This window comes from Vibrio sp. SCSIO 43153 (assembly GCF_023716625.1).
GTDB lineage: Bacteria > Pseudomonadota > Gammaproteobacteria > Enterobacterales > Vibrionaceae > Vibrio > Vibrio rotiferianus.
Map to the genome: position 1 here is coordinate 491,206 of NZ_CP071856.1, position 14,150 is coordinate 505,355.

The 14,150-nt window shown below is 44.8% G+C and carries 12 protein-coding genes; 7 read left to right on the forward strand and 5 right to left on the reverse strand.

All coding sequences use genetic code 11. The features are described from left to right. Positions 1-96: 96 nt before the first annotated feature. Positions 97-1,536, reverse strand: a complete 1,440-nt coding sequence (pdxR, locus tag J4N37_RS18345) for a MocR-like pyridoxine biosynthesis transcription factor PdxR (RefSeq protein ID WP_252043324.1) — start codon at positions 1,534-1,536, stop codon at positions 97-99. Between the two features lie 104 nt (positions 1,537-1,640). Between pdxR and J4N37_RS18350 the strand changes: the two genes are divergently transcribed. After that, a complete protein-coding gene (locus J4N37_RS18350; protein WP_252043045.1) occupies positions 1,641-2,297 on the forward strand; it encodes a pyridoxamine 5'-phosphate oxidase family protein in 657 nt (218 codons plus the stop codon). Here the strand turns inward: J4N37_RS18350 and J4N37_RS18355 are convergent. From J4N37_RS18355 to J4N37_RS18370, 4 genes are all read right to left on the reverse strand, one after another. Further along, positions 2,251-3,600, reverse strand: coding sequence for an ATP-binding protein (locus J4N37_RS18355; protein WP_010451247.1), 1,350 nt, complete (start codon positions 3,598-3,600; stop codon positions 2,251-2,253). The two genes, J4N37_RS18350 and J4N37_RS18355, sit on opposite strands and share 47 nt — an antisense overlap. A 4-nt stretch (positions 3,601-3,604) precedes the next feature. Further along, complete coding sequence (locus J4N37_RS18360) at positions 3,605-4,297, reverse strand: response regulator transcription factor (protein ID WP_252043046.1); 693 nt, start codon at positions 4,295-4,297, stop codon at positions 3,605-3,607. Positions 4,298-4,745: 448 nt separating this feature from the next. Then, the gene (locus J4N37_RS18365; RefSeq protein ID WP_156145244.1) at positions 4,746-4,910 is read right to left on the reverse strand and encodes a hypothetical protein; all 165 of its coding nucleotides are present in this window, start codon (positions 4,908-4,910) and stop codon (positions 4,746-4,748) included. Between the two features lie 58 nt (positions 4,911-4,968). Beyond that, a complete protein-coding gene (locus tag J4N37_RS18370) occupies positions 4,969-5,970 on the reverse strand; it encodes an AraC family transcriptional regulator (RefSeq protein WP_252043048.1) in 1,002 nt (333 codons plus the stop codon). Positions 5,971-6,077: 107 nt separating this feature from the next. Here J4N37_RS18370 and J4N37_RS18375 point away from each other — a divergent pair, with 107 nt between their 5' ends. The 6 genes from J4N37_RS18375 to J4N37_RS18400 all read left to right on the forward strand — a co-directional run bounded on the left by J4N37_RS18375 (position 6,078) and on the right by J4N37_RS18400 (position 14,085). Then, a complete protein-coding gene (locus tag J4N37_RS18375; RefSeq protein ID WP_138943196.1) occupies positions 6,078-6,404 on the forward strand; it encodes an MFS transporter in 327 nt (108 codons plus the stop codon). Next, positions 6,404-7,627, forward strand: a complete 1,224-nt coding sequence (locus J4N37_RS18380; protein WP_010451240.1) for an HlyD family secretion protein — start codon at positions 6,404-6,406, stop codon at positions 7,625-7,627. Before J4N37_RS18375 ends, J4N37_RS18380 begins: the two co-directional genes overlap by 1 nt. Before the next feature lie 366 nt (positions 7,628-7,993). Further along, the gene (locus tag J4N37_RS18385) at positions 7,994-9,316 is read left to right on the forward strand and encodes an ABC1 kinase family protein (RefSeq protein ID WP_252043049.1); all 1,323 of its coding nucleotides are present in this window, start codon (positions 7,994-7,996) and stop codon (positions 9,314-9,316) included. A gap of 74 nt (positions 9,317-9,390) precedes the next feature. Continuing rightward, positions 9,391-10,737, forward strand: coding sequence for a magnesium transporter (locus tag J4N37_RS18390; RefSeq protein WP_010451236.1), 1,347 nt, complete (start codon positions 9,391-9,393; stop codon positions 10,735-10,737). A gap of 822 nt (positions 10,738-11,559) precedes the next feature. Next, the gene (gene codB, locus J4N37_RS18395; protein WP_071234239.1) at positions 11,560-12,798 is read left to right on the forward strand and encodes a cytosine permease; all 1,239 of its coding nucleotides are present in this window, start codon (positions 11,560-11,562) and stop codon (positions 12,796-12,798) included. 9 nt (positions 12,799-12,807) lie between these two features. Further along, complete coding sequence (locus tag J4N37_RS18400) at positions 12,808-14,085, forward strand: cytosine deaminase (protein ID WP_010451232.1); 1,278 nt, start codon at positions 12,808-12,810, stop codon at positions 14,083-14,085. Positions 14,086-14,150 lie beyond the last annotated feature (65 nt).

Genomic DNA, 14,150 nt, shown 5'->3' on the forward strand with positions numbered 1-14,150 from the left:
TTATCTATTCTTGCTAGATTTAGCACAAAACAATGACAAACAATTAGGAGTGAGGGGGTTGATGATCAAGCTGATCCATCGAGGTTTTCCCTTTCATTAGTCCTTCAACTCAAACATCAACGCCAGCTGCTGCATCAAAGTGTCAATATTCTCTAGCGCAACATTGCCGTAGCCTAAAACCACCCCATTCCAATCACGGGTTTTAAATTCGGGATGTTCGTAATAACTCAACGGACGCAGCACAATACCTTTCGCTTCAGCACGCCGTGTCCATTGATGTTCATCAATGCCATAGCGCCACTTCAACGTAATGTGGAGACCCGCCGCTTGACTGATAACACTCACTTTATTGCCAAAATACTTTTCAATCGCCGAGCACATCCGTTCATGTTTACTTTTGTATAGTCGACGCATCTTGCGAATATGACGAAGTAACCCTCCTTCCGTTATGAAATCGGCTAACGCTTCTTGCGTATGTGTAGGAGAATCACCGCTTAACGCATCTTTAACCACAAGACAATCATCGACTAAAGATTCAGGAACGACGAGATAACCGAGGCGCAAACCGTTGAACATGACTTTACTAAACGAGCCAACGTATAAAACGCGATCATCTCTGCCCATTTGAGCCGCTAATCCCTGCAAACTAGTGTATGGCCGATGCGCAAACTGGAATTCACTGTCATAGTCGTCTTCGATTATCCAATGCGCTCTCTGTACGGCCCAGTTAATGATCTTGCTTCGTTGTTCTATGTTGAGCGTCCTCCCCATTGGGTATTGGTTACTTGGCGTGATATACAAAGCATCCACCTGACTCGATGTCACCGTTTCCACATCAAAGCCTACCTTCTCTTGCACGTACAGTGGCTCAAAATGATATTGCTGGAAATGGATCAATTTACGCATTTGTGCATATCCCGGTTGTTCCATCAGCACCGTATCGCCTTGTTTTAGTACGCTCATAGTGGCAATAGCCAACGCTTGCTGCGCTCCAGATGTAATGATGATCCGCTCTGGCGAACAGTTGACTGAGCGGCTGGAAGCGAGGTAGCTAGATAAAGCGCAACGCAATCTCCAACTGCCTTGAATATCTTGATTACCGAGTAAACAGGTGCGGGATGAGTGGCGCGCAATCAGTTTCTGCCACTGCGCCATTGGAAATGCATCTAAATCAGGAACACCTGGAGCAAACGCTCGGTTTATATCGAAGCCAGCCTTAGGATCCAGCCCTTCTTGAGGAGCTGTGGGTTCTGGTAAATACTGCTCTGGCAACTCCACCGCCACATAAAAGCCGGAACCTTTTTGACTGCTCAAGTACCCTTCAGCGACCAACTGTTCATACGCTGCAATCACGGTGTTCCGACTGATATCGAGTTCCTGCGCGAGCTTGCGTGTTGAGGGCAACTTTCCGCCCTTTATCCACAATCCTTTCACGATTTTTTCTCGAATAGCAAAGAATAGAGCTTGCTGGCGAGTGCCATCATGCTCATTTAAGTTCAAATCACCAATAACAATCAAAGACAAAACTGGATCCATAAATAAGTTAAAACTGGCCCTCTTTAAGCTACCAGTTAATCGATACATTGCAATCAGAGATAGAGAAGCGAGCGCTCATTATCGTGAGAACTTAAGGAGAGAAAATGTTATCCAACACCAATCGAACTGAGATAAAAAAAGGCGCGCACAAAGCAGTCTCTGATGTCGATAAACTGCACGCCATCATAGATGAAAGCCTGATCGCTCATATTGCCATAACAAACGAGTCTAGCCCTGTGGTCATCCCCATGCTGGCATGGCGCGTAGATGATTACGTGTACATCCATGGAGCCAACAACAGTCGATTATTGCGCTCACTTAAACAAGGAGTGCAAACGTGTCTAACCTTTACTTTGTTTGATGGTTGGGTCCTGGCTCGAAGTGCGTTTCATCATAGCGCACATTATCGCAGTGCAGTGGTCTTCGGGCAGTTTGAAGTGGTGGAAGATAACCAACAGAAAGACAAACTGCTGAATCACTTTATCGAGCAAATCGCGCCGGGAAGAACGCAAAATATACGCTTGAGCAATGAAAAAGAACTCAAAGCGACCATGTTGTTACGTATTCCACTCACTGAAGCATCAGTGAAAATCAGCCATTTTGGGGTCAATGATGATGAGCAAGACATGGATCTCCCCGTTTGGGCAGGTGTCTTACCGTATAGAACGATTGTCGGCCCACTTGAGGCATGTGACGGTTTATATGAAGGTCTTGCTACGCCTGACTATAGCAGCGCTTATCCTGATCGTTGGCAGGAATGAGCACAGTAAAGCGCGCTCCACCTAAGTGACTTTCCCCAACCGATAGTTTCCAATCCAATTGCCTCGCCGCACTGGTTGCGATAGCGAGGCCCAATCCAAACCCTTTTTTGTCTGCATTTCGGCTTTTATCTAGTCGGGAGAATGGCAAAAACACTTCGGAGTGCTTTTCAATCGGGATTCCGGGACCGTCGTCTTCTATATCGATCACCCAATGCTCTTTAACACGATGAATGGCTAGGTAAATATCTTTTTCTCCATATCGTGCGGCATTTTGAATTAGGTTATCAATAACTAAGTTACCAAGGGTCTGCTGAAAACGCACTTGCTCACTGTTGCATTCGATACAGCTTTCAATCACCACTTGATTTAGACCATGATAAGCAAGCCTTTCACGAGTCCATTGAAGCAGGTTAAGTGAAGTCGTCGCGTGCCCTTCTCCCTTTTTCTGAGAGCTTAGCCGAGATAGCTTTACAATATCCTGAGTAAGCTCATTGATCGAACCAACATAACGGTCGATATCATTAAACAGCTGCTCTTGCTGTTCAGGTTTACTTAACCGCGCAATATCAGTCGCAAGTTGAATCCGACTTAAGGGAGTACGCACCTCATGAGGAATCGCCTGAGTCAAAATATGGCTCTGCTTGACTCTCCTTTCAATGTCTTCCGCCATATCATTAAAGCCTTGCGCCAAACTCCCCAAAGAGTCTGAATAGGTTTTAGGATCAACTCTGCATTGCAACTCACCTGAACCAAACTCGTTATGCGCTTTCGATAGCCTTATGATTTGGCTTTCAATCGATCTGACTGGTATGTAAATCATCACCCCCAAACTGGAGAAAACGACGATAACAAGGCTTAAAACAAAAATCAGCTCTGAGTCCTCATGCCAATCAACATCTGGCCGGAAAAAATCTCTCTTTTCTTTGAACAATAAGCTTTGAGTACTATTCGGCAGAGGAAAGACTGCACCATATAAGCTGTCTTCAATGAGGTAAACCGGAATAGACTGCAATCGGTAGATCTGCTTGCAGTCATCGCAAGGCGGAGTTTCGTCCCAATGATCAAGCAGTGCAAGTTTAAATATATAAAAGTCTTGCTGACCAGTTTGAGTGAGCTCTTTATAGAGTGAACTTTCAGTACCTTTCTGAGCGATGTACTGATTGGCGAAGTATGCACCATCGTTCAGAAATATCTCTACCTCCGTCTTACGCATATATTCGTCACCTAAGAAAACAAAAAGTGACACGGTCACCGTTAGACCAGTGATAATTGCAATGTAAAGACGAGTGAAGGTAGAAAACATATGCTTACTTGCCTGTTAGCATATAGCCACGATTTCGGACAGTTTTGACGGTCGCAGATTGAACACCAGCTTTGACAAACTTCTTACGCAGCGAAGAAATCCTCATATCAATGGAACGATCGGTAATACAGTACTCAATACCTCGCGCGAGACGACAGCATGACTCTCGAGACACTGGCTGATCGATATTAGACATTAGCAGTTCTAAAATCTCAAATTCTGAATCAGTTAAATCAAGTACAGTACCTTGGTAGCTGGCTTTATTTCTCCGAGTGCAAAGCTCAATGCCGTACCCATAGGCTGTTTGATTCGAATCGGTGCAAGGCTGTCTGGCATAGCGACGCATAACCGCTTCTATCCTTGCTAACAGCACATTTCCTCTGATTGGTTTGGTAAGGTAATCATCAGCGCCAAACTTAAATAAACTCACCTCACTCATTTCATCGTCGGTTGCCGTCAAAACGATGATCATGCCATCAAAGAACTCCCTCACCTCTCGGCAAATTGTGGCTCCATCTTTGACTGGTAACATCAGGTCAAGTAATACAAGGTCGGGGTGTAATGAACGGATACTTTCGACAGCATTTTCACCGCTATTGATAATAGTTACCGAGTGCCCCTCTGCTTCGAGGTACATTTTTGTTAAACGCGCTATCTCGGAATCATCCTCAACCAATACGATTTTATAACGACTCATACCCATTCACTCTACTTATAAAACGGGAGCAGTATATCGTTCAGAAATGTGAGTGCAAGCTACGCTCATTTGATACATCGAAGCACTTACAATCACTTACAAAGGCAGGGGTTCGACCAAATTTAGGGTTAAATACCCAGAAGGACAGCATAATGGACTGGATTGCAAAGTATTTCATTATATAAAATCGCAAACACACAAACCACTGAAACCAAACACTATAAAGAAGTAGTTTGAGTAACACGACGTGCCGACAAGGCTACACTTCCGGGCAATAAGCATCTAAGTGGGTATATAGACAGAGCGCTTTATGACATTTAAATTTGTTATTAAATTTATAAATAACAATCAGAATTATGATGTCTCGTTTTAAGCTATCCTCACTTGCCCTTGCCAGTATTGCGTTGTTTTCAGCTTGTGGTCATACGGCTTCTGGTTTTAATTCCTCTTATGCTACCAAGCCGACACAATCAATACCGAGTGCTGAAGCTGTTTCTATCCAGCATTCTACGTTGACACCTTTAGCGGCATTAGCAGAAACATCAATGATTGAACCTGGCACTCCGAGCGGCCACAAGTCATTTAATATCAAGCAGTCGCTGACTCGTTGCATGGATAAAATCAAACGCATACGTTAGAAACCCAGAGCTTCATTCCAAGTACAGGGGAAGCTAATTTTCAAAACGGGCTATATATTGTTTTGGGGTTACACCGCGATGTTTTTTAAACATACGGTTAAAACTTGCGACATTGCTATAACCCAACCGTGCAGCAATATCTTCAACGCTCACTTTGGAGCTCAATAATCCAGCCGCGACATTACTCAGTACATAGCCAGACACAGTAGAAAAGTTCAAACCTAACTTATGCAGTCGACGTTGAAATTGCTGCTCAGATAAACCTAACAGTGCAGAGACTCTGTCTAATGTTGGTAATCTATAGTGGCTGCTGTAGTTCACTACTTCATAAATCACTTTAAGTTCATCCTCAGGATCTGGCATGTTCATCAGATCATCCAAATCCGAGAAATTCATCGCTAAACGGTTTTCCTCACGATGACTGACTTGACGAGATGCCAAGCGATCATCACCGTGAATCCAAACCTCTGTTTTAGGTTGGCTCCATTCCACTTCACAACCAAAGTAATCTCGATACAACTCATGGTTTTTTCTTGACCCAGAGATCATCACTCGAAGTGGGCGATATTCCTTTCCTAAGAACTCGCGCAATATCTTTATCATGAACACCGCACTACGAATGCTGTCATGCACTTTGATCGTCGTATCAATGAAAGGGTTGTGATAAGTCCACTTAATGATATTTCCGGACTGCGCGCCAGCAAAAAAAGCACCAGACTGCAGATTACTCACGCCATAGTTCACACGTCGAATTGTGCTTGCTAGATCATTGCCTGAAAACAACCATCGTCCAACAGGACCAAGCTTCTGTAGATCAATCCCTTTGCTCACATTCAAAATGACGTCGTGGTCCCCACTCAGCAATTCGATACGTCGATACCATTCAGAAACGGCGGTGAGAGGTATCAACGTCATCGGGTTATGAAATACTGAAGCGGGAATACCCAGGTCATCAGATGTCAAATTGTACTTAGATAACGCGAGGTTATGCATATTTAATATGCCCATCGCGCGAATGAATCGAACCGTTTTCATAACCAATCACATCAAATTTAATCTCTGAGTGATTGAATTTGTCACAAAAGCTCATCCATTTCAATTCCAGATCACAATACGCCAACAGCTTGATAGAGGAGTGTTTAATGAGTTTACTTAGTGTCCCATTTGTCGGAACAGGCGCAGATACAGCGTTGCACGTTGTCGCTGCTGTCGTTTTAATCGCGAGTGTTGCTGGCGCGTGTTACGGCTTTTGGAAAATCCATGAGTTGCCAATTAATAAGGCACACAGCAAAGACCATCACCAGATAGGGCTCATCACCGCCCTCACCTGGATAGGATTTGTCTGGCACTGGGTATGGGTGCTAGCCGTGATCTTTGCATTCGTTGATATGGAAAAAGCCATCATCAATCTGCGTGATACATGGAGAAGTAAACCGCAAACAGAAACACAGTCACAAGAGGAGGCATAATGTTAGAAGGTTTAGCGGTATGGGCACTCTTCATCTATCTACTCCGTTTAGTCGGCATGCCTTGGAACAAAGCAACCAAATCCTTTGCTTACCTTGGCGGCTTGGGCTGGCTAATGTTCGTATGGGTGGGCTTGATTAACTTTACGCCTATGGACATATCAGGTGGTTCTGTAGTGCAATCGCCGCACATTCAGCTTCGTCCTGATTCAACTAATGTAAAAGGCAAAGTCGACCATATTTACATCAAGCCGAATCAACAAATTGAAAAAGGTCAGCTCATTTATGAACTCGACCCAACGCAATATGAGATCGCATTGAATCAAGCAAATGTGTCGGCAGACTCTGCTCGAGTGGCACTAGCAACCGCGCAAGGTGATATCGAGATTGAAGAAGCGAACCACCAAGCATTAGTGCAAGATCTAGAAACTTCAAAGAGCCAATTGGAAGCTGCAAAAGTTGACCACAAATTGCAGAAAAAGATGCTAGATCGTTATATTGAGCAAAACCGAGTGGTCAAGAACACCATTACAGAAAGCGACATCGACAAACAATCGAGCGCGGTTGATATGGCTCGACATAACGTGTTAACCCTTGAGTCTCAAATCAAAAAGAAACAAGTCGATATATCTCGCGCAAAACTGGCAATTCATAAAGCAGAGCTCGCGGTTGAAACCAAACAGGCAGAGCTGCGCCAAGCAGAAGAGCAAATTGCAAAAGCGCAATGGGATTTGGACAGTACAAAAGTTCATGCTCCAGCAGATGGCTTTGTGACTAACTTTATCTTGCGTGAAGGTCAACGTGTTTCGATGATGCCGCGTATCAACATGTACACCAATGAAAAGTACGTTCTGATGCGCGTGAACCATCAAGCAATTAGAAACGTTAAACCAGGTCAACCAGCGGAGTTCGCCTCTTCAGTTTACCCAGGCAAAGTCTTCTCTGCTACGGTAGAAGGTATTGTTGAAGCAACAGGTGAGTCACAAGGTAATCTGCTGGGTTTGGATGATTCAGTACGTGTCACCACTGGTAAGAACTTACAGAACAAGCACCACTTTGTTCGCCTGAAAATTGATGAACCAGAAGGCTACGATATCCCAGTAGGCTCTGTAGGCTTAGCATGGGTGAGTGGTGAAAAACCAATTGGCTTCTTAGCCTTCTTGGATGCGATTCGTGGCATCATCATCCGAATGAAGTCTCAGCTGTACTTCTTCTACTCTATCTAAACTAGGGTCTGTTGACCTTTTGAGCTGATTTTTGCAGCAGTTTGTGGGTTCTTTATACAAGGCAGAGGCTTTGAAATGTAGTTGCCCTACCTGATAAGCCGATAACGCAGTAGAAAGGAGCCACAAACGCTGCCCGAAGGGTTCGGCTAAAAGCGCTTTACTCTTTGTTGAGAGGATTTTGCTTAGAATAACTAGGCTACAAACCTCTCGCCGCGATTAAAACGCTTTTATCTCGAACAAAATTTGACCGCAAAGGTCAACAGACCCTAATAAACCGCCAGTTACGCTGGCGGTTTGCTTTTCATTTGTATCCAAGCACGTACTTTTCCCGTATAACAAATAGTTAGTAAATAGCGGAGAAGATTCATGTCGGCAAAGGAAAGAAGCCTACCAACCCATCGTATTTCAAGATTCAGCAAGTTCGCATCACTCGCTACACGTGTTGCAGGAAACGTAATTGCGGAAGGCACGAAGCAGATCGCCAAAGGCAACAAACCCAAAGCGAAAGACCTGTTGCTGACGCCGCAGAATATCGCGCGCTTAACCGACCAACTCGCTCACCTACGAGGTGCTGCGATGAAGCTTGGTCAAATGCTCTCGATGGATGCTGGCGATGTTTTAGAACCAGAGCTCGCCGATATTCTTTCTCGACTTCGTTCTAATGCCGACCCAATGCCGGCTAAACAGCTAAATGGAGTAATGGAAAGTTCATTAGGGACGAATTGGAAAGCCGAGTTCCTGTCCTTTAACTTCAAACCAATTGCCAGTGCCTCAATCGGACAAGTGCACCAAGCTTATAGTGATGCGGGCGACAACTTAGCGGTCAAAGTACAATACCCAGGCATTCGAAAAAGCATCGATAGTGACGTCGACAACGTAGGTACGCTGCTTAAAGTGGTTGGGTTGATTCCGGAATCCGTCGATTACAAAGGGTTGTTGGAGGAAGCGAAGAAACAACTCCATGACGAAGCTGATTACGCGCGCGAAGCGCAATTTGCTATTCGCTATCATGACGCTTTGAAAGATCACCCTCATTTTGTGGTGCCGAAGATTCACACCGAAAGCTGCTCAGACTCCGTTCTCGCGATGGAATTCATTGATGGCAGTCCGATTGAGCAAATCGAACATTATGATCAGAGTACGCGAGATTTTGTCATGCACAGCCTACTCGAATTACTGTTTCGAGAGCTGTTTGAATTTAAGATGGTACAAACCGACCCAAACTTCGCCAACTACTTATATATCGAAAACACTCGTCAAATCGGCTTACTAGACTTTGGCGCAACTCGAGAATACAGCGAACGGTTCAGTACCGGCTATCGCCAAGCCTTTGCATCTGTCGTTAATAATGACGAACAAGGTTTGAATGATGCGCTCGAGCAAATAGGCTTCTTCAGCCAAACCATCATGCCAGCGCAGCGCCAAGCGATTCTCAATTTGGTGAAAATGGCGTGTGAACCTATGTTGGTTGATGAGCCATATGACTTCAAAGCCAGTGGCTTAGCGCAGAAACTCCGCGAGGCTGGTACCATTTTAAGCTTGGAGCAAGACTACTGGCATACACCACCAGCCGACGCCCTTTTCCTACACCGAAAAATTGGTGGGATGTACTTGCTTGCGGCTCGTATTGGCGCAAAAGTGAACATTCGCCAATTGGTCGCCCCTTACCTACGGATTGTTGACGAATAGCCTATTGTTTTTCTGCTATTTTCGAGTACCTTGATCAGCTGCCTATAAGAATAATCTGACTGTCGGGGTGCTCGGTGAGTAAGTTTCAAGACCTCTCCACTCTAATCGAACAAATTGTCCAAGCAGACGAAGCGGATCAAGTCACCGCTTTGAATGATTCTATCGAATGTGGTCTCGAGCCCGGCGCCGTTGCGCTGATCCTTGAAGCCTTCCCTATCGATGAACGTGTACGCTTGTGGCGCGCATTACCTCTTGAATTGCATATTGATGTGCTCACTGAAATGCGTGCGGACGTACGTCTTTCTATCATCGAAGCACTTTCGGAAATCGAACTCAAACTCACTCTCGCTAAACTTGATAACTTATCCCTGATAGAGTGGGCCGACTCTCTACCAGAAGAGTTCATCAATGAAGCACTAGAGTTAATTGAGAAAGATGAGCTTGAGCTTTATGACCAAGCAAATGAATATGAAGACGAACAACTCGGACGTTGGGCTGAGCGTAAGATCATCACCCTCCCTTTTAATATTACGATTGGTAAAGCTCGGCGCTTAATGGAGCGTTACAGCTACGATACACCGCAACAAGTATATCTCATCAACCGCAAGAAACAGTTCCGTGGTGCGGTGAACTATTATGAGATCTTACGTAGCGATCCTGATATACGCCTTAGCACCTTAGCCATTGAAACGGTCAATGTGCTCGACAGTAAGATGGAGCTTCCTGAGGCGGTAGAAGCACTTGAGCACAGTGCGCTTCCAGCGCTTCCTGTTACCGATTCTGACCAAACCTTAATCGGTGAAGTGGATTGGCAGTTTGCCTTGAGCACGCAGCGTGAAATTTACGAAGCACGTTTAATGGCAGGTACCGGTATGGATGAAGGCGATGACTTGTTCGCCCCCGTTCTAAAAAGTTCACAAAAACGCGGCGTCTGGTTAGGGATCAACCTGCTCACCGCCATTTTAGCGTCCGTGACAATTGGGCTATTTGAACATGTGATTTCACAGGTGGTTGCCCTTGCGGTTCTAATGCCGATTGTTGCCTCAATGGGTGGTATTGCTGGTAGCCAAACCTTGACCTTGATGGTTCGTGCGATGGCGTTAAACCAAATCACACCTGGTAACCGCTTTGCCCTATTAAAAAATGAGTTGGGCATCGGGTCACTCAACGGTTTGCTTTGGGCACTGATCATCGGTGGTTTAGCAGGGCTTTGGTTCCAGTCTCCTGTATTAGGTGGCACCATTGCACTAGCGATCATAGTGAACATTATTACAGCAGCACTATTTGGTGTTTTAATCCCTATTGTTTTGGATAAGCTCAAACTAGATCCCGCACTAGCAGGCTCAGTTATTCTGACCACAGTAACGGATGTCGTTGGCTTCTTTGCCTTCTTAGGCACGGCAAGTCTAGTGATGCTTTAAGTGATTAATTAGTTATTATAATAAAACAATCAGTAGCATATTAAACACGCATTGCAATACGCAAATGCAATTTGCAAAGAACAATTCACATTAGGCAACTAAACTCACAGAAACTGGGGTTTTTAGGTCATCAAAAAGTTGGCACGTATGCTGCATTATCTAAAGTGACCCTTCTTAAGCCGAGGGTCACCTAGCCAACTGACGTTGTTAGTGAACTCGATTTTTGTTCACAAGTATATAAGCCAATCGCAGCTTTTGCGGTTGGCTCTTTTTTTATCTAGCCCTTTCCAAATTTCCCTATTTACTTTCCCCACCCTCTTAAATCAATTTGTTTGATTTTTTACAATCGATTACACACATAAAAACCCAAAGTTAACCACAACAAAAGAAGCTCTCACAAAAACAAATCAACAAAAACCACAAAAAACAAAGAAAACAAAGAAAACAATCGTATTAATGTTCAAATAACGAACAACACTTCCCAACAAGCATAGGAAACCGTTTGCTAAACATCATTCAAATCAATCATTGTGCCATTTTATAAACAAACCATAGAAATATGATGAAATATAACATTAAGACCAATGACACCGATTTCATTACACATAACAGGCCAAAAAGCCCATCAATAGCCAAACTTTTTTGACTTTTAAAAAATCAATAACCATATGTTTTTAAAGAAATATAAAAACACAAATCTCACAGTAAACGTTTAAGTGACAAAAAACTCATTGACTATGAGATTTACATCACGATAATACGCGCCGTTTGCCCAGAAATTGGGTTCTATAATTCATTTTAATTTTCTTTGCGGAGGTAAAAATGGCTGCAGACAATAACTACAGTCTTGGACCAGTCCCTAACACTGCCAGAAAGGGTGTTGCATCATTAACCATGGTTATGTTGGGACTCACTTTCTTCTCCGCAAGTATGTGGACGGGCGGTTCGCTCGGTACTGGACTTTCTTTTGATGATTTCTTCCTCGCTGTTCTCATTGGTAACCTAATCCTCGGCATCTACACTTCTTTCCTCGGTTACATCGGCGCTTCTACTGGTCTCTCTACTCACCTCCTCGCTCGTTTCTCTTTTGGATCTAAAGGCTCTTGGCTTCCTTCCGCTCTTCTTGGCGGCACACAAGTTGGTTGGTTTGGTGTTGGCGTGGCGATGTTTGCTATTCCAGTAAACAAAGCAACAGGCATCGATACAAACACTCTCATCATCATTTCTGGTCTATTAATGACTGCAACGGTTTACTTCGGTATCTCTGCGCTTATGGTGCTATCTGCGATTGCAGTTCCAGCGATTGCGTTACTCGGCGGATACTCGGTAGTAGAAGCGGTAAACAGCGTGGGTGGTGTGGCTGAGCTACAAAAAGTACAACCAGCACAACCAATCGATTTTTCTGTAGCGCTTGCAATGGTCGTTGGCTCATTCGTCAGTGCAGGCACACTGACTGCGGACTTCGTACGATTCGGCAAAAAGCCAAAAGGTGCAGTGATGGTCACTATGGTGGCGTTCTTTATCGGTAACTCACTGATGTTCATTTTCGGCGCAGCTGGCGCTGCGGTAACTGGCCAATCAGACATTTCAGAAGTGATGATCGCTCAAGGTCTTCTAATCCCAGCTATCATCGTGCTTGGTTTGAACATTTGGACAACCAACGACAATGCGCTTTACGCATCGGGCCTAGGTTTCTCAAACATCACTGGTTTGCCAAGCAAATACATCTCTATGGCGAACGGTTTAGTCGGTACTTTGTGTGCACTATGGTTGTACAATAACTTTGTAGGCTGGTTAACTTTCCTATCGCTTGCAATTCCACCAATTGGCGGCGTAATCATTGCGGACTTCTTCATGAACCGTAAGCGTTACACAAATTTCGCAGCAGCAGAGTTCCAAACGGTTAACTGGGCTGGCATTCTCGCAGTGGCGATTGGTGTTGCAGCTGGTCACTTCCTTCCGGGAGTGGTACCTGTAAACGCAGTACTGGGCGGCACAATCAGCTACCTGATTCTAAATCCTATTCTTAATAAAAAGACACTGGCACAGCAGCCAGCGTAAGGAACCATCATGACAACACTATTGATCAAGAACGCAACGCTTAAGGGACAGGAAGGTCTCCAGCAAATTTTGATTGAGGATGGTCAATTCAAGCGTATTGAAGACAATAATGTAGAACTAAATTACACAGGTGATGTTCTTGATGCGGAGGGCGGCATGGCTGTCGCACCTTTCTGTGAGCCGCATATTCACCTAGACACTACCCAAACCGCTGGTGAGCCGAGCTGGAACATCTCTGGTACACTTTTCGAAGGTATCGAGCGTTGGGCTGAGCGCAAAGAGACGCTGTCGATTGAAGACGTGAAATCACGCGCTAAGCAAACTCTGAAATGGCAAATTGCAAACGGCGTACAACACGTTCGTACTCACGTTGATGTTTCTGACCCTACTCTAATTGCTCTAAAAGCAATGGTAGAAGTTCGTGAAGAAATGAAAGAGTGGGTAGACATTCAAATCGTTGCGTTTCCGCAAGAAGGCATTCTGTCTTACCCGAATGGTAAAGAGCTGCTAGAAGAGGCGGTTCAGCTGGGTGCTGACGTTATTGGTGCGATTCCTCACTTTGAATTCACTCGTGAGTACGGCATTGAGTCTCTGCACTACGTGTTCGAGCTAGCACAAAAATACGACCGTTTGATCGACGTGCACTGCGATGAGATCGATGACGAGCAATCACGCTTTGTTGAAACGCTTGCAGCACTAGCGCATAAGTTCAACATGGGCCACAAGGTAACCGCAAGCCATACAACGGCGATGGGTTCTTACAACGGTGCGTACGCATCTCGCCTATTCCGTTTGCTGCGCATGTCTGGTATCAACTTCGTTGCAAACCCATTGGTCAACATCCACCTTCAAGGCCGTTTTGATGATTACCCGAAACGCCGTGGTGTGACTCGTGTGAAAGAGATGCTGAATGCCAACATCAACGTATGTTTTGGTCACGATGACGTTTTCGATCCTTGGTACCCACTGGGCACAGCAAACATGCTACAAGTGCTGCACATGGGTCTGCACGTATGTCAGGTAATGGGTTACGACCAAATCAACAACTCACTTGATCTGATCAGCACCAATTCAGCACGCACGCTGAACATTCAAGACAAACACGGCATTGAAGCAGGTAAACCAGGTAGCTTACTTATTCTTCCTGCGGAAAATGGGTTTGATGCAGTTCGTCGTCAGGTACCAGTTCGTTACTCAGTTCGTCACGGTAAAGTGATTGCAGAAACACAACCAGCAACAACACATATTCACCTTAGTGAACAAGAGCAAGTGACTTTCAAGCGCTAGGGTCTTTGCTTAAAATACAAAAAAGGGTCTGACTTAAATCAGACCCTTTTTTTATTTCTTCACGC

Coding starts and splice junctions, on each gene's coding strand:
- pdxR (WP_252043324.1), bottom strand. CDS start 1,536: ATGGATCCAGTTTTGTCTTTGATTGTTATTGGTGATTTGAACTTAAAT.
- J4N37_RS18350 (WP_252043045.1), top strand. CDS start 1,641: ATGTTATCCAACACCAATCGAACTGAGATAAAAAAAGGCGCGCACAAA.
- J4N37_RS18355 (WP_010451247.1), bottom strand. CDS start 3,600: ATGTTTTCTACCTTCACTCGTCTTTACATTGCAATTATCACTGGTCTA.
- J4N37_RS18360 (WP_252043046.1), bottom strand. CDS start 4,297: ATGAGTCGTTATAAAATCGTATTGGTTGAGGATGATTCCGAGATAGCG.
- J4N37_RS18365 (WP_156145244.1), bottom strand. CDS start 4,910: ATGCAACGAGTCAGCGACTGCTTGATATTAAATGACTTGTGGCCGCTC.
- J4N37_RS18370 (WP_252043048.1), bottom strand. CDS start 5,970: ATGAAAACGGTTCGATTCATTCGCGCGATGGGCATATTAAATATGCAT.
- J4N37_RS18375 (WP_138943196.1), top strand. CDS start 6,078: ATGAGTTTACTTAGTGTCCCATTTGTCGGAACAGGCGCAGATACAGCG.
- J4N37_RS18380 (WP_010451240.1), top strand. CDS start 6,404: ATGTTAGAAGGTTTAGCGGTATGGGCACTCTTCATCTATCTACTCCGT.
- J4N37_RS18385 (WP_252043049.1), top strand. CDS start 7,994: ATGTCGGCAAAGGAAAGAAGCCTACCAACCCATCGTATTTCAAGATTC.
- codB (WP_071234239.1), top strand. CDS start 11,560: ATGGCTGCAGACAATAACTACAGTCTTGGACCAGTCCCTAACACTGCC.
- J4N37_RS18400 (WP_010451232.1), top strand. CDS start 12,808: ATGACAACACTATTGATCAAGAACGCAACGCTTAAGGGACAGGAAGGT.